Raw genomic sequence first — 21,575 nt, 5'->3', positions numbered from 1 at the left:
CGAAACATGAGCGCTAGACCGTGCTGGAGGCGCGCGCGGCGCGCGCCCGACGGGCATCCGCTTTCAGCAGCGCCTTCGCGGACGGCATCTTCTTCTGACGCGGGTCGAAGGCGTCGCGCAGACCGTCACCGATGAAGTTCACGGTGAGGGCGATGACGATGATGAACACACCCGGCCACCAGAACAGCCAGGGGCGGGTCGCGAACGCGGCCACGTTCTGGGCCACGATCAGGCCGAGCGACGTGTCGGGATTGCGCACGCCGTAGCCCAGAAAGCTCAGCGCGGTTTCAGCGAGGATGGCTCCGGCCATGAGAAGGGTGGCGCTCACGATGATCACACCGACCGCGTTGGGCAGGATGTGCTTGAAGATGATGCGGGCGTCACTCGCCCCGGAGACCCTGGCTGCGTCGATGAACTCGCGTTCGCGCAGGGACAGGAATTCCCCACGCACCAGCCGGGCCAGCCCGGTCCAGGCGAAGAGCCCCAGGGCAAGGCCCAGAATGGCAGCTCCGAGACCGGCAGCTCCGACCGAGCGGCCGATCACCGCACCCACCACGATGAACGGGATGGTGATGATCACGTCGGTGAAGCGCATGAGGAGGGCATCGCCGATTCCGCGGTAGAAGCCGGCCAGAGAGCCGATCAGAACGCCCATTCCGGTTCCGACCAGTCCGACCAGCACCATGATCATGATGGATTGCTGCGTGCCGCGCATGACGAGGGCAAAGATATCCTTGCCGATCTCGTCCTGGCCGAAGGGGTGCGGCCCGATGCCGAAACCGGGACCCGGAATCAGGTTCAGGGTCGGAAATCCGCGGTTGACCAGCGGCGGCGTGGCGTTCCAGTGCCAGGGCCACCAGCCGGCCGTGTTCAGACCCCAGACGTGGAGGCCGACCGAGCTGAACGCGAGCACGATCACAAAGGCGAGAACGAAGATCGAGACAACGGCACCCTTGTGGTGAAAGAAGCGTTTGCGAACGATCTGGCCCTGGCTGAGCCCGACCGTTTCGCGTTGCTCAATCGAGGTCTCGTCGGGCGGGCCTGGCTGCACGTGCAGGGAGGGCGTGGAATCGGTCATTAGGACACCCTGATTCTCGGGTCGAGGGACGCATACAGCAGGTCGGCGAGCAGGTTGAAGATCACGGCGAGGAGACCGGTCACGACGAAGAACGCCATCACCGGGTTCGGATCAACGTGGTCGATACCGTTTTGGAACAGTCGGCCCATGCCGCTCCATCCGAACACGGACTCGGTGATCACCGCTCCGCCGATGAGTGCTCCGATATCAAGTGCGATCACCGTCGCGATCGGAATGAGGGCGTTGCGCAGGGCGTGGCGCACCACGACAGTGCGCTGGGTGAGTCCCTTGGACCTGGCCGTGCGGATATAGTCCTGGTTCATCACCTCGAGCATGCTCGCCCGCGTGTAGCGGGTAAGGCTGGCGAAGGAGATCAGAATGATCGCGATGGTCGGCAACAGCAGGTGGGTGAAGGTGTCGATGCCCTGAATCCAGAAATTTCCGCCGAGGTTCGGCGTGACGGAGCCGATGGTCGCCACCGGCCGGCCGTTGACCCGGCTGGAATTGATGTAGTCGTTCCAATACAGCAGATGGCCGTCGATGGCGATCACCGCACCGATGATTACGGCGACGATGGCCGAGGTGCGCGCGGACTGCCAGCGATCGCGGCCGCCAAGGAAGTAGCCAATGGCACCGCCGGCAACGACCGCGCCGAGAGCGAGGGCGAAGAACAGCGGAAGCGACATGCTCCGGAAAACGAAATAGGTCATCGGGTAGTACAGGGCGATTCCCAGGGCGGCGGTGGCGAGAGCGCCACGCAGGGCGTTCTTGTCTTTGAGGCCGACCGAGACGGCCGTGACGCCGAGGGCTGCGGCGATGGCGGTAACTGAAACACCGACGATGCCCACGCTCGGCGTGGTGAACCAGCCGGACATCTCGAAGTAGGCCAGCAAAGCCAGGGTCGAGGCGGTCGCTACCCCGAGGGTGATCCAGCGGCGCCGCGCGGCACCGCCGAGGAGCGACATCCAGAGCAGTCCCGACACGATCGACATACCGATCATGACCGGTATTCCGATGAGGGGATCGGCCAACCAGTTATTGAACCCGATGGCGATGTATTGCTTGAGCAGCACTGCCACCCAAAAGATGGGCAGGGAGAAGAACAGGAACGAAGCAAAGGTGATGGTGTAGTCGTAGCCGCTGTACTGGCGGAGCGCCGTGGTGATACCAACGATCAGACCGACGATGATGGCGATGATCTGGGCGCCGGTGACCAACTGCAGTGTTGATCCCATGGCCTGCTGAAGCAGGACGACGACGGGAAGGCCTTGAACGTTGACACCGAAATCACAGGCGCCGACGAAACATTGACCAACGCCGCCGAGCCACAAGAAGTAGCGAAAGAAGGGGGGGACGTCGAGGTTGAGCCTCTGGCTCAACGACGCCATCAGTTCGAGCTTGTTGGGTGCACTGCTCTCGCGGAGTTCCTTGAGCGGGTCGCCAGAGAGGGCGACCAACATGTACATCAAAAAGGTGGCTGCGAGAAGAACGATGACGGCGGCAATGAGGCGCCGGAATACAAATGAAGCCATGAGCGGTGGCTACCTGCCTATAGTCGGGTGGAAGGCGCTGGGACCGAGTGGTCCCAGCGCCTCAAAAGCACGTCAAACCAACGAGAAATTCTCGTGGTTAGGCGAGCTTCCAATCCCAGATGTTCCAGAAGATAGTCGGCGCCAGAATCGACGGGTCGATGCCCGTGACGCTGTCATTGAATGCCGTCACTCCGGGGAACTGGAAGATGGTCACACCGTAGAAGTTCTCCCACAGGATCTTGTCGATCTCCTGCTGAAGCTCGATCTGCGTCGCGGGGTCGAACTCAACGTTGAGCTTCTTGATCACAGCGTCGGCTTCGGCGTTGGAGAAGAAGTTGTGGTTGTTGATGCCACCGGTTTCGAAGTTCGGTCCGGCGCTCGAGACGCCGAGACTGGTCGACTGCCATCCGAACAGGGAAGCATCGTAGGCACCGGGGGTGCCAAGAATTCCGCCCCACTCGGCGCTGCCGCCATCGAGCACATTGAAGCCGGCGAGGGCTGCACTGGCCTGGATCAGCGCGAACTCATTGACACGACGCGGGTTCGTCGATGCGTAGAGCAATGTCACGTCGAGGTTGGTCGCACCGGACTGGGCGATGAGTGCCTTGGCACCCTCCACGTCGACCTCGGCGTAGTCGGCCGAGCTGTTGCCGGCGATGGAATCGTCGTAGCCTTCGGCACCGGGAACGATCATCTGTGAACCGCGCAGGGTTGCGTCGTCACCGACGATGGGCTTGATCAGCTTGTCGAGGATCTCCTGGCGGGGAACGACCTTCATGAAGGCTTCGCGCACCAGCGGGTCATTGAAGACGCCGCTCTTGCCCTGGTCGAACTGCAGGTCGATATGCTCGTATGTACCTTCTGCCCCCTTGAGCACGGTGACCTTGTCGAGCGCGTCGAGCGCGGTGACGAGGTCAGACGTGGACTGGGGAGAGATGACATCGACGTCACCGTTTTCGAGAGCCTGAACGGATGCGAGCGGGTCCGTGATGAAGCGCACGGTGACCTCTTCGATTGACGGCTTGTTCTCGCCGGTGTATTCCGGGTTGGCCTTCATAGTGATGTACTGATCGGCCACGAAAGCTGAGATCGTGTACGGGCCGGTCCCCACATACAGTTCGGGGTCGTCCGGCAGCGAGGTGAAGTTGAAGCCGGAGTTCCAGAAGGAAGAAATCTTGGCGAGCGACGCGGTGTCGTTGTCCTGAATGGCAGTGACGAGAGCGGTCTTGGCTTCCTCATTGTCGTCGAGGCCGAGGGCGTTCTTCGCGACCACGTGCGCCGGGAGCGGGGCGTAGAGGGCGAGTTCCCAGTCGACGTAGGGCGCCGAATAGACCATGGTCATCGAGCGGTTGTCGTCGCTGATCTCTGGCACGTCGTGCACGAGTCCGAGGCCGGAGTCGGCCTGCGCACCGGAGTCGAAGTAGACGACGTCGTCCGGGAACGCGTCGGTGAACTCACCGGTGTCCGGGTCGACGAAATCATTGGAGTCGAAGTCTGGGGTGTCGAGCGCGCGTGAGTTGGCGGCCCAGCTCAGGAGAAGGTCGGACGCATCCACTGCGGTTCCATCTGACCACTTAACGTCGTCAGCGAGGGTGTACTTGACAGTGAGAGGGTCTTCCGACACCAGCTCGTAGCTGCCGTACGACTCGTTCTGCTTCAACTCCGGCGTGTTGTCGTAGTAGTTGAACCAGTCGTTCGTCATGTACGTGATGTTGTTGTTCGCTGTGGCGTTGCCGAACGACGTCAAGCCGTTGTACGAGAAGAACGGCTGGTTCCACGCGACGTCGACACTCGTTCCCTCATCGAGCCCGGACTCGGCCGTGGGGGCCGAGCAGCCGGATAAGACGAGCGTTGCGGCGCCAACCGCGGCAATTACTGCCCCGATACGTCTGAATCTCATTGTTCCTCCTGTGCGATCGTGTGCAAATGGCGACGGCGTAATTTCTTGTCACGCCGCCGCCATGGTGGTGATTCGACCCTAGGTCGGGGGAAGGACGCCCGACGGTAAAGTAGCGAAACGTTACACACTGGTAACGCAATTGCCCAAATAGCATGAGTATTGCTCAATATAGGGGTGAATTAGCTGCATATTGCTCAAAAGTGCAGCCCGAAATTAGACGTGCTCAGCTAGGATGGGCGCACGTTTAGCGCGCAGGTCGTCGACATCGACGAGCGGCACGCGCTATGTTGCAGGCTCTGCAACAAGACGGGAATCTGTCGCAGAATCTGGGATGGCTCGGTAATTCGCCTAGTCGTCGATACCGGCGGCCAACAATTCTCGGCGCAGCTCGCGCCGGGCACGCTGCTCGTTGGGGTCCGGAATCGGCACGGCCGCCAACAGACGCTGGGTATAGGGGTCTTTCGGATAGCGCAAAATCTCATCGCGCGTGCCCGTTTCCACGATGCGACCGTGGTGCATGACCGCGATGCGATCGGCGAGTACATCGATGACGGCGAGGTCATGTGTGATGAACAGGCAGGCAAAGTTCATCTGCTTCTGCAAGCCCTGAATCAGCTCGAGCACCCGGGCCTGCACCGACACGTCGAGCGCGCTGGTCGGCTCATCGGCGATGAGCACCTTGGGTTCAAGCGAGAGCGCGCGGGCGATGCCCACGCGCTGCTTCTGGCCACCGGAGAGCTCGTGCGGAAAGCGGCTGCGGTAGGCGCGGGGCAGCTCAACGCTGTCGAGCAGTCGCTCCACCTCTGCGCTGAGCGCGGCACCCTTCAACCCCTTCGCCAGTTTGAGGGGTTCCCCGATACTCTCACCGATGGGCATCCGTGGGTTGAGCGAGGAGGACGGGTCTTGGAAGACGATGCCGACGCTCTTGTGCAGCCGGTGGATCTCCTCCCGGCTGGCCTTGGAGATGTCATGGCCGGCCACGTGTAATGAGCCCTCGGTGATCGGCAGCAGTGCGATGGCGGCGCGTCCGAGGGTGGTCTTGCCGGAGCCCGACTCCCCCACGAGCCCGAGCACCTCTCCCTGCCGCACGTACAGGTTGACCTTGTCGACGGCACGAAAGGCAGCGACGCGACCGTGCTTGGGGTACTCGATGACGACATCGTCGAATTTGACGACCACTTCGCGGCTGTCGTTGCGGGCAGCACTGGCCGCCTCATTCGCCAGTCGCTCGTTGACCTCGATGCGGGCGGCGAGCACCGCATCCACCACGATGTCGGTGCCGATGGCGAGCGCCGCGGTCATGTCGATCGCTTCGTCACCACGCTGGCCCAGGTGCGGAACCGCCTGTAGCAGGGCGATCGTGTATGGATGGGTGGGTTCGTTGAAGATCTGGTCGACCGTGCCGCGCTCCACGATGACACCGCGGCGCATGACGGCGATGTCATCGGCGAGGTCGGCGACCACGCCCATGTCGTGGGTGATCAAGAGGATGGCGCTGTCGAGTCGGTCGCGCAGGCTCCGCAGCAGGTCGAGGATCTCGGCCTGCACCGTCACGTCGAGGGCGGTCGTAGGTTCGTCGGCGATGAGCAGTTGCGGGTCGCAGGAGATGGACTGGGCGATCATGGCCCGCTGGCGCTGCCCGCCGCTCAACTGGTGCGGGTAGGAGTTGAAGGCCTTGAGCGGATCGGGCAGCTCGACCATGTCGAGCAGCTCGAGCGCGCGTGTCTTGGCCTGCGAGGGTGACATGCCGAAGTGGGCTCGCAGGGTTTCAATGATCTGGAACCCAATCGTGTAGACCGGATTGAGCGCCGTCATCGGCTCCTGGAAGATCATGGCGATCTGGCCACCGCGCACCTTGTGCATCTGCGCCGGCTTCAGGCCCATGAGTTCCCGGCCGCTGAGCTTGACGCTTCCGGAGATGCGGCTGTTGTCGGGGAGCAGATCGAGGATGGCCATGGAACTCGCGCTCTTGCCAGAGCCGGACTCGCCGACGATGGCGAGCACCTTGCCCCGCTCGATCGAATAGTTCAATTTGAGGGCGGCCGGTACCCAGACGTTATCGACGCCGAAGTGCACGGTGAGGTCGGTGACCTGCAGTACGGGGCCGGAGAATGTGGTCGTCACCTGGTCGGTCATGAAGTCCTGCTTTCGCTGTGGGTGAGTTCAATTTCTGGCAGCATGGCTGCATGCCCGTCGCTGCCGACCCGAATCTCTTCTACTCGCGGTTCAACCGCATCATCGCCGCCGTGTTCGCGAGCGTTGCCGCCGCTAGCGCGGTGAGCGTGTTTCTGCTCCCGACTTTGTCGAACCGGTGGCTGGTCGTTCCGGCACTGTTCGTGGTTCTGTTCGTCTGGGAGGTACTGTGGCGCCCCGACCTGCGCGTCAGCGACACGGCCGTGACCATTCGCAATCCGCTGCGCACCATCGTGGTGCCGTGGGCGGCGCTCGTGCACGTCGACACCAAGTTCGCGCTCACGCTCTACACGCCGGGGCGCAAGTTCGCGGTGTATTGCGCTCCGGCCCCCGGCCGCAGCCTGACCAGCTCCGGGCGCCGCAAGAGCACAGACCCGGTGCCCTACGTCAGCAGCTCCCCACGCCCCGGCGACCTGCCCGGGAGTGAATCCGGCGAGGCGGCGCAACTGGTGCGCGCACGCTGGGACGCCCTGCAGCGAAGCGGTCTGATCGACGGCGGGCTCGCCGCGCAGACGCCGGTGGTGGTCGTGTGGGCCTGGGGTCGGGCTGGCGTGCTGGCGGCGGGCGCCGTGGCATCCGTTGTCGCAATTCTGCTGGCCTAAAGCCTGCTGGCCTAGCGGGGTCACGGCTGCGCCTCCAGCTCCGGTTCGGGCCGGGTTTCGCGCATTTTGCTGAGCTTGAACCGGCGGTGACGCGGGTCGAAGGCGTCGCGCAGGCCGTCGCCGACGAAGTTCACCAGCAGCGCGAGCGACACGATGAACGCGCCGGGCCACCAGAACAGCCACGGCCGGGTCTGGAACGCCGACTGATTCGAGCTGATCAGCAGACCCAGCGACACATCGGGAGAGCGAATGCCGTAGCCGAGATAACTCAGCGCCGTCTCGAGCAGAATGGCCGAGGCCATGATGAGCGTCGCCGACACGATGACGACACCCATGGCGTTGGGCAGGATGTGCTTGAAGATGATGCGCATGTCGCTCGCCCCGGCGACCCGGGCGGCCTCGACGAACTCGCGTTCCCGCAGCGACAGGAATTCGCCGCGCACCAGGCGGGCGATGCCCATCCAGGAGAAGAAGCCGAGCATGATCGCCAGTACCGGGGCGCCGAGAGCGCCGAACCAGTGGCCCACGACGGAGCCGATCACGAGGGCGGGAATCACGATGAAGACGTCGGTGACCCGCATGAGAATGGCGTCGACGGTGCCGCGGTAGTAGCCGGCGATGGCCCCGACCACCACGCCCACGACGGTCGCGATGAGGCCGAGAACCACCATGACCAGCGCGGAGTTCTGAATGCCGCGCATGGTCATGGCGAAGTAGTCCTTGCCGATGCGGTCCTGGCCGAACGGATGCTCGCCCAGCGAAATACCGTTGCCGCCGAGAAACTGTGGCACCAGCGAGAGGGTGGGGTTGCCGCCGTTCACCTGCGGGTTGAGCGCTTTGTACCCGTACTGCCACCAGCCGGGGATCGGGCCGATGCCGATGGCGGAGAAGGAAAACAGGATGATGAGCAGGAGGATGAAGACGGAGGCGACGGCCACCTTGTTGCCGACGAAGCGACGCCAGATCAGGCGTCCCTGACTTTCGGGGATCGCGCTCGCGACGGCGAGTTCGTCGGCGGGGATCTCGGGCGGGGTCGGCCCCAAGCCAATTGGTGTGGACATCTAGCGGATCCTCACTCTGGGGTCGAGCCCGGCATAGGCCATGTCGGCCAGAAAATTGAAGGTGATCGCCATGGCGGCCACGATCAGGAAATAGCCCATCACCGGGTTGAGGTCACCGCGCTGGAGTCCCGCATTGAACAGGCTGCCCATCCCGGGGATGGCGAAGACCTTCTCGGTGATGATCGCGCCACCGAGCAGGGCGCCGACGTCGAAGGCCACCAGGGTGGTGAGCGGAATGAGCATGTTGCGAAAGGCGTGGCGCACGATCACGGTGCGCTCGGGCAGCCCCTTGGCGCGGGCGGTGCGAATGTAGTCGAGGCTGAGCACCTCGAGCATGCCGGCGCGGGAATACCGGGTGTACCCGGCGAAGGAGATCAGCAGCAGCGCGATGGTCGGCAGGGTGAGGTGGGCGAAGGCGTCAAGCCCGCCCAGCCAGACATCGCCGCTCAACCCCGGGGTCTTCGAGCCCACCGTCGCGATCGGGCGTCCGTTGGTGGCGGTGAGCAGATCGCCCCAGGACTGCATGAACCGGTCCAGTAGCACGACGGCGCCCGAGAGCAAGGCCGTGATGAGGCCGACGCGCATGTTCTGACCGCGGTCGTAGCCGCCGGCGAGGAAACCACTGACCAGGCCCACGACAGCGGTGGCGAGCGCGAGAATGAACAGCGTGCCGGCGCTCGAGATGTCGAACAGGGGCTGCAGGGTGAAGTACGCCACAATGGCGATCGCGGCGTTGATCCCCGCCGTGATGAGGGCCCGACGGTTGCGCAGCCCGGCCAGCAGAGTGGCCGAGCCGAGGGCGATCGCGGCGACCAGCACAATGATCGGGATCGCTCCGAGCCCGGGGTGCATGAACCACCCGGTCGCACTCATCAGCAGCAGAACACCGCTGGTCGCCAGACCTGACACGAGGAACACCACGAGGCGACGCCGCCCGTCACCGCCGAGGAGCGACTGCCAGATGGCGCCGATGACGAGGCCGATGACCACGAGCGCGACGCTACCGATCACCGGGTCGCGCAGAAAGTCATTGAAGCCGATGGCGACGAATTCTTTTAGGAGCACGGCCACCAGAAAGGCGGGCAGCGAGTACAGAAAGAAGCTGACGAAGGTGACCGTATTGTCGAGGCCGCTGTATTGGCGGAGGGCGGTGATGATGCCGATCGTGACGCCGAGCAGAATGGCCAGCACGAGCGCGAACGTCACGAGCTGCACCGTTGCGGCCAGGGCGTTGGGCAGAATATCGACGACCTGCGCCTTGGAGACGGTCGAGCCGAGGTCGCAGGCGTTGGCGAAGGGAATGGCGCACTTGGCCACGCCCCCGAGCCAGAGCACCCAGCGCAGGGGCGGCGGAACGTCAAGGTCGAGGAGCGAGACGCGGGCATTGATGAGTTGCTGCTTATTGGGCGAATTACTGCTCGTGAGGTCCTGAAGCGGATCGGCCGAGTAGCCCACCATGACGTACATCAGAAACGATGCGGCGATCAGGATGAGTATGGAAACGAGAATTCGTCTCAGGATGAAGCTCACCATGCCGGGGCTACCTCACTGTAGGAGTTGGTTCGTACCTCGGGTACGACAAGAAAACGGATGCCACCCGACCCGCCAGTTGGGCTCCTGGGCGAACCCAGGAGCCCAACTGCGCGATCAAGCCGCGTCTTTCGACCTCGCTACTTACTGACGGACCATTCCCAGAAGTTCCAGAACGGACCGGTCTGGTTACCCATGTACTCCACACCGCTCACGCGCTTGGCGACACCGAACACACCGGGCAGCTGGAAGAGCGGCAGGCCGTAAGCGTCCGCGAACATCTGCTTGTCCATCTTCTTTTCCAGGGCGATCAACTTGTCGGGATCCAGAGTGGTCTGGGTCGCAATCGCGTCGTCATTCGTTCCCGTGTAGTGGTTGTAGTTTCCACCACCGTCGGTCGAGAAGATCTGCGAGATGCCGGCCGAGCCGACACCGGGGCTGATCCAGCCGAATAGTGAAGCGTCATAGTCGCCGCCCGAGAGCAGGCTGCTCCAGTCCGGAGACCCAGCGTCAACGACGGTGATGCCGGCCTTGGCGGCCGATTCCTGGATGGCTTGGAACTCATCGACCCGGTTCGGGTTGTTGGTGTTGTACAAAATACGCACCGAGGGGGTGGCGCCGGCCAGCAGGGCCTTGGCGCCCTCGATGTCCACATCGGCATAGTCCTTCGAGCCGTTGTTGGCGACGGAATCTGCGTACGGTTCGTTGGCGGGAACCCAGATCTGCGAGTTGAGCACCTTGGCGTCGGGGTTGACCGGCGTCACAATGGAATCGAGGATCTGCTGACGCGGGATGGTCTTCAGGAACGCCTGGCGCACCTTGATGTCAGCGAAGACCGGCTGGTCGAAGCGCAGGTCGAGGTGGTCATACGACACCTGGTCTCCGGTCAGTACGTCGGCTCCGGTATTCTCCAGAGCGGTGAGCGTATCAGCGGATGCCTGCGGGTTGATGATGTCGACCTCGCCGTTTTGCAGGGCGGTGACCTGGGCGTTGGCGTCCGGAATGACGCGCAGGATCATCTTGTCGATCTTGGGAATCATGCCACCCACGTAGTACTTGTTGCGCTCCATGGTGAAGGACTGGCCGGGGGTCCAGCCGGTCGGCACCATCGGGCCGCTTGAGACGAGCAGGTCGGGGTCGGTGGGGAACGCGGTCACGTCGTAGCCGGTGTTCACGAAGTCGGCGGCGGCCTTCAGCGTGGGGTCGGCCGCAGCCGGGTTGGCCGGGTCACCCTTGGGCAGGCTCTTCATCAGGGCGGTCAGGTCGGCGGCGGAGCTGAGTCCGGCCTTCTTGGCCACGATGTGGGCCGGCTGGCCGATCGGGTTGACCAGCTCCCAGTCCACGTAGGGGGTGCCGTAGACCAGGGTCATCGACAGGTTGTCATCGCTCACCGTGGGGAAGGCGGTCGTGTCGAGGCCTGCGGTGCTCGCGGCGATCTCGAAGTATTGGGTGCCAGAGACCACGTCGCCGCTGTCGGGGTCGGTGGTTGAGCTGTTGTAATAGCCGGCACCGGTCGCCCAGGCTAGAACCATGTCGTCGGCCGTGACGGGCTCACCGTCCGACCACTTGTTGCCGGGATTCAGCGTATAGGTGACCGTCTGCGGGTCGTCGCTGGTTTTTTCGAAGGTGCCGAACTTGTCTTCGTGCACGATCTTGAAGTCTTTATCGATGTAGGAGAAGGCGGAGCCGTAGTTACCCATGAGGTAACCGACCTGGCCGTTGGTGTCGAGGTTCGACTGGGGGGTCTGGTTATTGAACGACGTGAAGTCGTTGACCACCGCGACCGTGACCGTGCCGCCGCTGGCCGCGGCATCCGTATTCGTGGTGGTGCTGCCGGATGTGGTGCATGCGGTCAGGGCAAGGGCGGCGACGCCAAGAACGGCGACCCCACTGAGACTCTTCCTGAACAGTTTTCCTCTGATGGACAAGATTCCTCCTGGGCGAAGTGATCGTCGACCACGGCGATTTGGCCGCAGGTCGAGCGCGGATAAATATGACCATAGAGAGAAAACCTCGGCTTCGCTCAATAAGTACCCGAACCGTTACCAAATATCACCATTTATTTTCGTTCCGGGGGCGCATTGTGCACAATTACTGCGTTTGTTGCGGCCGCGCGCAATGTTTGCACCGTTTCAGCAGGCCAGACCACTGAATGCGCCACCGACCAGCGCACGTGACGGCGGTTAAACCACACAGGCCCGACCAGTATTACCGGTCGGGCCTGTGTGTTGAACGCAGGTTAGCGACCGAACTCGAAGTCGCCACCAGGAATGGCAGCAAGCAACTCTTGCGTGTACAGCTCGCGGGGGCTGTCGAACACGTCATCGGTCGACGCCGCCTCAACGATGCGCCCCTTCTGCATGACGCAGACGTTGTCGGCAACGAGACGCACCACCGCGAGGTCGTGGGTGATGAACAGGTAGGTCAGCCCCAGCTCGGTCTGCAGTTCGGTGAGCAGGTTCAGGATCTGCCCCTGCACGAGCACGTCAAGCGCGGAGACGGCCTCGTCGAGCACGAGTACATCGGGCTTGAGCGCCAGGGCCCGCGCAATGGCAATGCGCTGGCGTTGGCCGCCGGAGAGCTCGCTCGGGTAGCGAAACTGCGTCGAGGCCGGCAGCGAGACCTGGTCGAGCAGCTCCAGCACGCGCTTCTGGCGTTCCTTTTTGGTGCCAACCTTGTGCGCCAGCAGCGGCTCCGCAATGGTGTTCCCCACGTTGTACTGCGGGTCGAGTGAGCCGTACGGATCCTGGAACACCGGCTGCACCCGGCGGCGAAAGTTCAGCAACTGGCGGCCCTTGAGCCCGGCAACGTCGCGTCCCTCGAATTCAATCCGCCCGCTGGTGAGGCCTTCCAGCTGCAGAATGAGCTTGGCCACGGTGGACTTGCCCGACCCGGACTCCCCCACGATCGCCGTGGTGGTGCCCTTCTTGACCCCGAACGACACGTCGTTCACGGCGAGGAGTTCGTCATATTTCAGCCCCGACTTACGGATGCGGTACATCTTGGTGATGCCCTCGACCGAGATGAGGTCCTTGCCGGTCGCCGCCAGCTCTCGTTCGGTGGCGCGGGCGATCAGCGCCGTATCGGTACCGCCGGCCGAGAAGATTTCGGACGTCGGGGCATCCTGATTCTTCTTGGCCTGAATGCGTCGTGAGGCGAGGCTGGGAGCCGCAGCGACGAGGCGTTGGGTGTACGGGTGCTGCGGGTTGGCCAAAATCTCCTGCGACGGCCCCGATTCGACGACCTTGCCCTTGTACATCACCACGAGCTGTTCGGCCCGCTCGGCGGCGAGACCGAGGTCGTGCGTAATGAACAGCACGCTCGTGCCGTAATCCCGGGTGAGGGTCGCGAGGTGATCGAGAATCTGACGCTGCACGGTGACGTCGAGCGCGCTCGTGGGCTCGTCGGCGATGAGCAGCTTCGGCCGGGCCGAGAGCCCAATGCCGATGAGCACGCGCTGACGCATGCCGCCGGAGAACTGGTGCGGGTACTGCTTGAGCCGGTCGGCGGCATCCGCCAGGCCGGCCTCCTGCAGCACTTCGATGGTGCGCGCCTTCAGTGGCTTGCCACGGAGGCCGCTATTAGCCTTGATGGCTTCGGACACCTGAAACCCAATGTTCCAGACCGGGTTGAGGTTGCTCATCGGGTCCTGCGGAACGTAACCGATTTGACGACCGCGCACGGCCTGCATCTCGGCGGCGTTCAGGGTGGTCAGGTCCCGGCCCTCAAACAAAATCTGTCCGCCGGTCACCTGGCCGGTGCCGGCCAGCAGCTTGATGATGGCCTGCGCGGTCGTGGTCTTGCCCGAGCCGGACTCCCCCACGATCGCGAGAGTCTGGCCGGGGAAGAGCGTAAGGCTCACGCCGCGCACGGCGGGCACGACACCGCGCTGAGTGCGGAACCCGACCTCGAGGTTCTTGATCTCCAAGAGCGGTGCGGAGTCGGTGGACGAAATTTGATTCACGGTTTCGGTCGCTAACTGAGTCATCGGCGTGCCCTCGCCTGGGGGTCGAGCGCGTCGCGCAGCACGTCACCGAGCATGAGAAAAGCCAGCACGGTTAGAGACAGCGCGATCGAGGGGTACAGCAGAACCTGCGGGCTCGTGCGGATGGTCGTCTGTGCTTCGCCGATATCGCGGCCCCACGACATGGTGCCGGGGCCGAGGCCGATGCCCAGGAACGAAAGCGTGGCCTCCGCAACGATGAACGTGCCGAGGGAGACCGTCGCGATGACGATCACGGGGGCGATGGCGTTGGGAACGACGTGCCGCAGCAAAATCTTGAACTTCGAGACACCGAGCGCGACCGAGGCCACGACATAGTCCGAGTTTCGCGCGGTCAACACGGCGCCGCGCATGATGCGGGCGACCTGCGGCCAGGCGAAGATCGAGATGACGAGGGCGATCACGACCGGGGTGCGGTCTGGCAATACCGAGAGCAGCACGATGGCGCCGAGCACGGTCGGAACGGCGAAGAAAATGTCGCCGATGCGCGAGACGACGGCGTCGAGGAAACCGCCGTAGTAGCCAGCGAGGGCACCGACGATGAGACCGAACAGGGTAACGATGGCGGCAGCCAGCATGCCGACGGTCACCGAGGCACTCGTGCCGAAAATAATCCGCGCGTAGACATCGCAGCCCTGAAAGGTAAATCCGAGCGGATGCCCGGACTGCGGCACCCCGTTACTGTCCGACAACTGGCACTGCGTCGGCGATACCGAGGCGAACAAGGTGGGGACCAACGCAACAAGCACAATCAGCAGGATGAGTCCGGACGAAATCCAGAAGCTGGGCCGGCGTCGCATCGCGTCCCAGGCATCCGCCCAAGTACTGCGCGCTTTCGCGGTCTCATCGAGGCGGTCGATGGCCACGAGGGGGGTGTCTTCGAGCGCTGCAACGAAGTGCGGCTGCGCGCCCTGATTCTTACTTGGCATAACGGATCCTTGGGTCCAGAGCTGCGTACAGCAGATCGACGAGCAGGTTGGCGAGTACGAAGATCACGACCATCACGGCGATGAACGACACCACTGTCGGTCCTTCGCCGAGGCGAATGGCCTTAAAGACGGTGCCACCGACCCCGTTGATATTGAAGATGCCCTCTGTGACGATGGCACCGACCATGAGCGAGCCAATGTCAACGCCGAGAAAGGTCACCACGGGAACCAGCGAGTTGCGCAGCACATGCACGGTAACGACGCGGGGTCGGGAGAGGCCCTTGGCCGTAGCGGTGCGCACAAAGTCGGCGTTAAGATTGTCCGACACGCTCGCCCGGGTGAGCCGCACAATATAGGCAAACGAAACGGATGCCAGCACCAGCGCTGGCAAAATCAGTTCGTCGAGCGGTGCCGCCCCACTCACCGTGGTGCGAGCCCAGCCGAGCTGAACACCGAACACGAATTGCAGCACGAAGCCGATCACAAAGGTCGGCACGCTGATCAGCAGCAGGCTCACCACGAGGGCGCTCGCGTCAAACAGCTTGCCCTTGCGGAGACCTGCCACGAGGCCGACCAGGATGCCGAAGAGGGCTTCGAAGGCGAGGGCGAGCATGGCCAGTCGTGCCGTGATCGGAAAGGCAGAAGCCATGACGTCCGAGACGGAGCGACCGGAGTACGTGGTGCCGAGGTCACCCTGAAAGAAGTTACCGATGTAGAGCAGGTACTGCATGATGAACGGCTTGTCGAGGTTGTATTCGGAACGAATCTGTGCGATGACGGCGGGCGACGGGGGCCGCTCGCCATAGAGGGCAGCGATGGGGTCTCCGGGCAGGGAGAACACCATGAAGTAGATCAAGAAAGTGGCGCCGAAGAACACGGGGATCATCTGGAGCAGGCGCTTGCCGGTATACCAGAGCATCAGCTACCCGTCGGCGCAGTTGACACGGTGCTGGTCGGCACGGGAGAAGTCGAGTGCATGAAAAAGTCGCAATCATTAAGTGGAACTCGAGAGGCCCGGGCATGACCCCGGGCCTCTCGTAACGACGTACTAGGAACGAATGGTTAGTTCTTGGTGATCTCGTGGTAGAGCGGCACAGAATCCCAGCCGAACTCAACGTTGCTCACCGTGTCAGACCAAACACCGGAGGTGTTCTGGTACCACAGCGGGATGGTCGGGAGGTCCTGCAGCAGAACTTCCTGTGCTTCGACGTACTTGGCCGTGGCCTCTTCAACACTCGACGCCGCGGCGCCGTCGGTGAGGAGCGTGTCGAATGCCTCGCTGCTGTAGCCCTCGTAGTTCGAGCCGGCACCGGTCTTGTACAGCGGCGCGAGGAAGTTGTACAGCGACGGGTAGTCGGCCTGCCAGCCGGCGCGGGTGCCGCCGGTCAACGCCTGGGTGTCGCGGTCATCGATTGCGGCCGCGAAGGTCGGGTAGGGCTTGCCAACCGCGTCGATGCCGAGCGTGTTCTTGACGCTGTTCACGACTGCGTCGACCCAGGCCTGGTGCGGCCCGTCGGAATTGTAGGCGATGTCGAAGGTGCCGGTGTAGGGAGAGATCGCGTCGGCCTCAGCCCAGAGTGCGACGGCCTCTTCCGGGTTGTACTCGAGTACTTCGGAACCCTTGAGGGAGTCGGAGTAGCCGGCGATGACCGGGGAGGTGAAGTCGGTGGCCGGGGTGCGGGTGCCCTGGAAGACAACATCGGTGATCTCGGCGCGGTCAATTGCCATAGAGAGGGCTGCACGACGCAGCTTGCCCTCCTCGCCGGACCAGTGCTCGAGGTAGTACGGCATGTTGAACGCCTGGAAAACCGCGGCCGGCTCGTTCACGAACGTGTCCGGAAAATCGGATTCGTAGCTCGCCAGTGCGGATTCGGGGATCTGGTCGAGCACGTCGAGGTCGCCGCCCTGCACGGCAGCGTAGCCGGCGTCGAAAGAGGCGAAGAAGATGATGGTCAAACCGTCATTCTTCGGGGTGCGCACGCCCGCGTAATTCGGGTTGGTGACGAGGTCGATCTGCACGTCGTGCTGCCAGGCATCCGCGCTGGCGAGCATGTACGGGCCGTTACCGATCGGGTTCTGACCGAAGGCGTCCATATCCTCGAAGGCCACGGAGGGCAGCGGCGAGTAGGCGGAGTAGCCGAGGCGCAGCGGCCAGTCGGCCTCGGTGCCAGCGAGTTCCACGGTGAACGTGGTGTCGTCAACGACCTTCAAGCCGGACATGCCGTCGGTTAGCGGATCGCCAACCTGCAGCGGGGCTCCATCTTCGCCGACCGCGCCGGAGGGGTCGTCCATGGAGTTTTGCACGTCGGAGAAACCGACGATGTTGTCGAAGAAGTAAGAGGACCCCTGTGCGTTATCGAAGAGGGCACCATAGTTCCAGGCGTCGACGAACGACTGCGCGGTGACCGGCTCGTCGTTGGTGAAAGTCCAGTCATCGTTGAGCGTGACGGTCCAGTTGGTGGCGTCGTCGGACTCGATCGACTTGGCGACCTCATTTTGAATTTCACCGCTGGCCGAGTAGGAGACCAGGCCGGCAAAGATCGACGTGATGATCTTTCCGCCGCCGACCTCGGTGGTGTTGGTGGGGATCAGCGACATCTGCGGCTCGGTGCCGTTCGTGGTGATGATCGCGCTGCCTTCAGCGGAGGTCTCTGCGCCGCCCGCGCAGCCCGAGAGCATGAGAGCTCCGGTCGAGGCGAGAGCGATGGCGACAATGCCCATTCTCCTGATTTTCAATTTTTGCTCCAATGCACAAAAGGGCGCCTGACACAGCTCTTGACCGTGTCACGCGCCAGTAGAGTCAACCCAATTTTGGCCGCAAAAGACCCGACTCAACGTTGGGGGGTTGTTACGACCCTAGTTTGTTACTTACCCAGATTGGGCAATGCGGCGAAAAATGTTACAGACGCGCAATCTATCTGACAACTATTGAGCGTCACACACTGTCATTTTGCACATATGTTGCGAGGCGGGTTTCGAACGGATGCTTCCCCCGCGATCGCGACGCGAGCGTCTGCGGATGCCGAGGTGGCAGGATAGGGCCATGCCGCCAGCATCCGCCCCGCACCGTTCCCGGCTCGGTAATTCACCGTTGTATTGGGAGATTGGCATCGTGCTCGCCCTTTCGCTCGGGGCCTCGGCCGTGTACTCGATCGTGTCGATCGTGGCCCGCCTGACCGATACGACCCCCCTCGCCGACCAGTCGGCAACGCTCAACGGGTCGCAGTCGCCACGAGAGTGGCTCGACTTCACCTACCAATTTCTCGGCATTGCGTTCGGCCTCGCCGCTGTAGCGCTGGTGCTGTTTCTGCTGTGGCGGCCCGGCCAGAGCCCGTTCACCCGCCTCGGCTTCGACTTCACCCGACCGGGCAAGGATCTGCTCGGCGGCTTCGGGCTTCTCCTCGTCATCGGCATTCCGGGGCTCGCGCTCTACCTGGCCGGCCGAGCATTCGGCTTTACAGTGGCCGTGGTGCCCTCGCCGCTCGATACCTTTTGGTGGACCATTCCGATTCTCGTCTTCGCCGCCCTCAAGGCAGCGCTGCTCGAGGAACTCATCGTGGTGGGCTACCTGTTCACGCGGCTGCGCGAACTCGGCTGGTCGACCTGGACCATCATTGTGAGCTCGGCCGTGCTGCGCGGCAGCTACCACCTCTACCAGGGTGTCGGACCATTCTTTGGCAACGTGGCCATGGGCGTCGTGTTCGGCTGGTGCTACACCCGCTGGGGGCGCACCATGCCGCTCGTGGTGACGCACTGGCTGCTCGACATTCTCTCTTTTGTCGGCTATCCGCTCGCGCTGGGCTGGTGGCCGGGGCTGCTCGCCCCGGCCAGCTGAGATACCCCCTACTCGAAGGCCTCGGGCGGCGGGCAGGCGCAGACCAGGTTGCGGTCCCCGTAGGCGTTGTCGATGCGGCGCACCGGCGGCCAGTACTTGTTCCGCACCAGGGACGCGAGCGGGTAGACAGCGGTGGCCCGGTCATACGGATGCTCCCACTCCCCCTCGATCACGGACTGAGCGGTGTGCGGGGCGTTGTGCAGCGGATTGTCGTCGGCGGGCCAGCGGCCGGCGGCGACGGCATCCGCTTCGGCCTTGATCGCGATCATGGCGTCGATGAAGCGGTCAATCTCGCCGAGGTCTTCACTCTCGGTGGGTTCGACCATGAGCGTGCCGGCCACCGGAAAGCTCATGGTCGGCGAGTGGAAGCCGTAGTCGACGAGGCGCTTGGCCACGTCGTCGACGCTCACGCCGGTGGCCGCGGTGAGCGGCCGCAGGTCGAGAATGCACTCGTGCGCGACCAGGCCGTTTTCGCCCGAGTAGAGCAGCGGGTAGCTGTTCTCCAGGCGCTTGGCGACGTAGTTGGCGGCCAGCACGGCGGCGGCGGTGGCCTGTTTGAGGCCGTCGATTCCCATCATGCGCACGTAGGCCCAGGAGATGGGCAGAATGCTCGGGCTGCCATAGGGCGCCGCCGAGACCGGCCCACCGCCGTGCACGACGGTGGCGGTGGCTCCAGCAGCACCGAGCAGGTAGTGCTCGTCGCTCTGGGCGAGCGGATGTCCCGGCAGGAACGCCGCGAGGTGCGCCTTGGCCGCGACCGGTCCGACACCGGGACCGCCGCCGCCGTGCGGAATGCAGAACGTCTTGTGCAGGTTCAGGTGCGAGACGTCGCCGCCGAAATCGCCGTAGCGGGCGAAACCAAGCAGCGCATTGAGGTTGGCGCCGTCGACGTAGACCTGGCCGCCGGCGTCGTGCACTGCCTTGCAGATCGTCGCGACCTCGTGCTCGTAGACCCCGTGGGTCGACGGATAGGTGATCATGAGGGCAGCAAGGTTCTCGGCGTGCTCGGCGATCTTGGCGTGCAGGTCGGCCAGGTCCACGTTGCCGAGGTCGTCGCAGGCCACGACCACAACGCGCATGCCGGCCAGTGCAGCGGATGCCGCGTTGGTGCCGTGTGCGCTCGACGGGATCAGGCAGACCGTGCGATCGGTTTCACCGTTCGACTGGTGGAACCCGCGAATGGCGAGCAGGCCGGCCAGTTCGCCCTGGCTGCCGGCATTCGGCTGCAGCGATACGGAGTCGTAGCCGGTGACGTCGGTCAGCCAGGTTTCGAGTTGGCGCACGAGGTGAAGGTAGCCCTCGACATCCGCTTTGGGAGCGAACGGGTGGATTCCGGCGAATTCAGGCCAGCTGACGGCTTCCATCTCGCTCGCCGCGTTGAGCTTCATGGTGCAGGATCCGAGCGGGATCATGCCGCGGTCGAGCGCGTAGTCATAGTCGGCGAGGCGCTTGAGGTAGCGCATCATGCTGGTTTCCGACCGGTGCGTGTTGAACACCGGGTGGGTGAGAAAATCGCTCGTCCGATCAAGCTCGGCTGGCAGTCCGTGCTGCACGGCGTCGAAGTCCACGTGGCCGAACGCCGAGCGGCCACCGAACGCGCCGACGACATAGGACAGGTCGGCGAGCGTGGTGGTCTCGTCGACCGACACGCTGATCGTGTTCTCATCGACCTGGCGCAGGTTGTAGCCACTGGCGGCGGCTTTCGCGACGACCTCGGCGGCGCCCGCCGGCACGTTGACCTGGATGGTGTCGAAGAAGGCGTCGCTCCGCACGTCGACGTCGATGGCGCGCAGGGCGGCAACGAGGGCGCCGGTCCGCTCGTGCACCCGGGTGGCGATCGCTTTCAGGCCCTGGGGTCCGTGGTAGACCGCGTACATGCCGGCCATGACGGCGAGCAGCACCTGGGCGGTGCAGATGTTCGAGGTGGCCTTGTCGCGGCGAATGTGCTGTTCGCGCACCTGCAGGGCGAGGCGGTAGGCCGGGTGGCCGGCTGCGTCGACGCTCACCCCGACCAGGCGGCCGGGCAGTTGGCGTTCGAGTCCCTTGCGAACGGCCATGTAGCCGGCGTGCGGTCCGCCGAAGCCCATCGACACGCCGAAACGCTGGCTGGTGCCGACGGCCACATCGGCGCCGAGGTCGCCGGGCGATTTCAGCAGGGTGAGGGCGAGCAGGTCGGCGGCCACAACGGCGAGCGCCTTATGTTCGTGGGCGAGGGCGATGACGGTGGATGGGTTCCAGATTCGACCGGAGGCCGCCGGGTACTGCACGAAGACACCGAAGTAGTCGCCGAGGTCCTCGGCGGTGGTCCGCTCTGTCAGTGCGACCTGAGCGAGTTCGATGCCGAGGGCGGCGGCGCGATGGACGAGCAGCGCGTGGGTCTGGGGAAAGGCATCCGTGTCGACGATAAATCGACGCGACCCGGATTTGGAGGCGCGCAGAGCGAGGAGCATGCCCTCGACGACCGCGGTGGACTCGTCGAGCATCGACGCATTGGCCGTGGTCAGCCCGGTGAGATCGGCGATCATGGTCTGAAAGTTGATGAGCGCTTCGAGCCGGCCCTGCGAGATCTCGGGCTGGTAGGGCGTGTAGGCGGTGTACCAGCTGGGGTTCTCGAACACGTTGCGCTTGATCACGGCGGGCGTGAACGTGTCGTAATAGCCCTGGCCGATCATGGAGCGCTTGACCGTGTTCCGGTCGGCGAGGGCGCGCAGTTCGGCAACGGCCTCGTTCTCGGTCGCGGCGGGCGGCAGGGCGCTGCCTGCGTCCTGGCGGAACAGGTCGGCGTGGATCGACGCCGGCATGGCCGCGGAGACGAGGTCGTCGACCGAGGCGTAGCCGAGCGTGGCGAGCATGTGGGACTGGGCGTCAACATCCGTTCCGATGTGACGCTGCGCGAAAGCGTGGCTCATCTG

General features: G+C 63.8%; 14 protein-coding genes. 2 read left to right on the top strand and 12 right to left on the bottom strand.

Annotated features, from left to right (window positions below; all coding sequences use genetic code 11):
* Window positions 1-13: 13 nt before the first annotated feature.
* From BLS91_RS10960 to BLS91_RS10945, 4 genes are all read right to left on the bottom strand, one after another.
* Window positions 14-1,078 carry an ABC transporter permease gene (locus BLS91_RS10960; RefSeq protein WP_092340742.1) on the bottom strand — a complete coding sequence of 355 codons (1,065 nt, stop codon included), beginning with the start codon at window positions 1,076-1,078 and terminating at the stop codon, window positions 14-16.
* Window positions 1,078-2,610 carry an ABC transporter permease gene (locus BLS91_RS10955; RefSeq protein WP_092340741.1) on the bottom strand — a complete coding sequence of 511 codons (1,533 nt, stop codon included), beginning with the start codon at window positions 2,608-2,610 and terminating at the stop codon, window positions 1,078-1,080. The genes BLS91_RS10960 and BLS91_RS10955 overlap by 1 nt, the downstream gene beginning before the upstream one ends.
* A gap of 97 nt (window positions 2,611-2,707) precedes the next feature.
* Window positions 2,708-4,510, bottom strand: coding sequence for an ABC transporter family substrate-binding protein (locus tag BLS91_RS10950; protein ID WP_092340740.1), 1,803 nt, complete (start codon window positions 4,508-4,510; stop codon window positions 2,708-2,710).
* Window positions 4,511-4,858: 348 nt separating this feature from the next.
* Window positions 4,859-6,646, bottom strand: coding sequence for an ABC transporter ATP-binding protein (locus BLS91_RS10945; protein ID WP_092340739.1), 1,788 nt, complete (start codon window positions 6,644-6,646; stop codon window positions 4,859-4,861).
* 50 nt (window positions 6,647-6,696) lie between these two features.
* Between BLS91_RS10945 and BLS91_RS10940 the strand changes: the two genes are divergently transcribed.
* Complete coding sequence (locus BLS91_RS10940; protein ID WP_134505149.1) at window positions 6,697-7,305, top strand: PH domain-containing protein; 609 nt, start codon at window positions 6,697-6,699, stop codon at window positions 7,303-7,305.
* 20 nt (window positions 7,306-7,325) lie between these two features.
* Here BLS91_RS10940 and BLS91_RS10935 read toward each other — a convergent pair whose 3' ends face one another.
* The 7 genes from BLS91_RS10935 to BLS91_RS10905 all read right to left on the bottom strand — a co-directional run bounded on the left by BLS91_RS10935 (window position 7,326) and on the right by BLS91_RS10905 (window position 17,549).
* Window positions 7,326-8,366 carry an ABC transporter permease gene (locus BLS91_RS10935; protein ID WP_092340737.1) on the bottom strand — a complete coding sequence of 347 codons (1,041 nt, stop codon included), beginning with the start codon at window positions 8,364-8,366 and terminating at the stop codon, window positions 7,326-7,328.
* Entirely contained in the window at window positions 8,367-9,899 is a 1,533-nt protein-coding gene (locus tag BLS91_RS10930) for an ABC transporter permease (RefSeq protein WP_092340736.1), read from the bottom strand.
* A 137-nt stretch (window positions 9,900-10,036) separates the two neighbouring features.
* Window positions 10,037-11,824 carry an ABC transporter family substrate-binding protein gene (locus tag BLS91_RS10925; protein WP_092340735.1) on the bottom strand — a complete coding sequence of 596 codons (1,788 nt, stop codon included), beginning with the start codon at window positions 11,822-11,824 and terminating at the stop codon, window positions 10,037-10,039.
* A gap of 311 nt (window positions 11,825-12,135) precedes the next feature.
* Window positions 12,136-13,884: an ABC transporter ATP-binding protein gene (locus BLS91_RS10920; protein ID WP_092340734.1), complete on the bottom strand. Its 1,749-nt coding sequence runs from the start codon at window positions 13,882-13,884 to the stop codon at window positions 12,136-12,138.
* Entirely contained in the window at window positions 13,881-14,828 is a 948-nt protein-coding gene (locus BLS91_RS10915; RefSeq protein ID WP_092340733.1) for an ABC transporter permease, read from the bottom strand. Before BLS91_RS10915 ends, BLS91_RS10920 begins: the two co-directional genes overlap by 4 nt.
* On the bottom strand, window positions 14,818-15,747 hold the full coding sequence (locus BLS91_RS10910; RefSeq protein WP_092340732.1) for an ABC transporter permease: 930 nt from the start codon (window positions 15,745-15,747) through the stop codon (window positions 14,818-14,820). The genes BLS91_RS10915 and BLS91_RS10910 overlap by 11 nt, the downstream gene beginning before the upstream one ends.
* Before the next feature lie 143 nt (window positions 15,748-15,890).
* Window positions 15,891-17,549, bottom strand: coding sequence for a peptide ABC transporter substrate-binding protein (locus BLS91_RS10905; RefSeq protein ID WP_241983006.1), 1,659 nt, complete (start codon window positions 17,547-17,549; stop codon window positions 15,891-15,893).
* Window positions 17,550-17,871: 322 nt separating this feature from the next.
* On the opposite strand from BLS91_RS10905, the gene BLS91_RS10900 reads away from it, so the two are divergent.
* The gene (locus tag BLS91_RS10900) at window positions 17,872-18,663 is read left to right on the top strand and encodes a CPBP family intramembrane glutamic endopeptidase (protein WP_092340730.1); all 792 of its coding nucleotides are present in this window, start codon (window positions 17,872-17,874) and stop codon (window positions 18,661-18,663) included.
* Window positions 18,664-18,671: 8 nt separating this feature from the next.
* On the opposite strand, the gene gcvP is transcribed toward BLS91_RS10900, so the two are convergent.
* Window positions 18,672-21,572: an aminomethyl-transferring glycine dehydrogenase gene (gcvP, locus tag BLS91_RS10895; RefSeq protein ID WP_092340729.1), complete on the bottom strand. Its 2,901-nt coding sequence runs from the start codon at window positions 21,570-21,572 to the stop codon at window positions 18,672-18,674.
* Between the last annotated feature and the right edge of the window lie 3 nt (window positions 21,573-21,575).

Origin of the sequence: Cryobacterium flavum (assembly GCF_900103805.1) — a bacterium.
GTDB classification, from domain to species: domain Bacteria; phylum Actinomycetota; class Actinomycetes; order Actinomycetales; family Microbacteriaceae; genus Cryobacterium; species Cryobacterium flavum.
Note: the sequence above shows the minus strand (reverse complement) of the source record. Positions and strands in the feature narration are given on the sequence as shown.

Coding starts and splice junctions, on each gene's coding strand:
- BLS91_RS10960 (WP_092340742.1), bottom strand. CDS start 1,078: ATGACCGATTCCACGCCCTCCCTGCACGTGCAGCCAGGCCCGCCCGAC.
- BLS91_RS10955 (WP_092340741.1), bottom strand. CDS start 2,610: ATGGCTTCATTTGTATTCCGGCGCCTCATTGCCGCCGTCATCGTTCTT.
- BLS91_RS10950 (WP_092340740.1), bottom strand. CDS start 4,510: ATGAGATTCAGACGTATCGGGGCAGTAATTGCCGCGGTTGGCGCCGCA.
- BLS91_RS10945 (WP_092340739.1), bottom strand. CDS start 6,646: ATGACCGACCAGGTGACGACCACATTCTCCGGCCCCGTACTGCAGGTC.
- BLS91_RS10940 (WP_134505149.1), top strand. CDS start 6,697: ATGCCCGTCGCTGCCGACCCGAATCTCTTCTACTCGCGGTTCAACCGC.
- BLS91_RS10935 (WP_092340737.1), bottom strand. CDS start 8,366: ATGTCCACACCAATTGGCTTGGGGCCGACCCCGCCCGAGATCCCCGCC.
- BLS91_RS10930 (WP_092340736.1), bottom strand. CDS start 9,899: ATGGTGAGCTTCATCCTGAGACGAATTCTCGTTTCCATACTCATCCTG.
- BLS91_RS10920 (WP_092340734.1), bottom strand. CDS start 13,884: ATGACTCAGTTAGCGACCGAAACCGTGAATCAAATTTCGTCCACCGAC.
- BLS91_RS10915 (WP_092340733.1), bottom strand. CDS start 14,828: ATGCCAAGTAAGAATCAGGGCGCGCAGCCGCACTTCGTTGCAGCGCTC.
- BLS91_RS10910 (WP_092340732.1), bottom strand. CDS start 15,747: ATGCTCTGGTATACCGGCAAGCGCCTGCTCCAGATGATCCCCGTGTTC.
- BLS91_RS10905 (WP_241983006.1), bottom strand. CDS start 17,549: ATGGGCATTGTCGCCATCGCTCTCGCCTCGACCGGAGCTCTCATGCTC.
- BLS91_RS10900 (WP_092340730.1), top strand. CDS start 17,872: ATGCCGCCAGCATCCGCCCCGCACCGTTCCCGGCTCGGTAATTCACCG.
- gcvP (WP_092340729.1), bottom strand. CDS start 21,572: ATGAGCCACGCTTTCGCGCAGCGTCACATCGGAACGGATGTTGACGCC.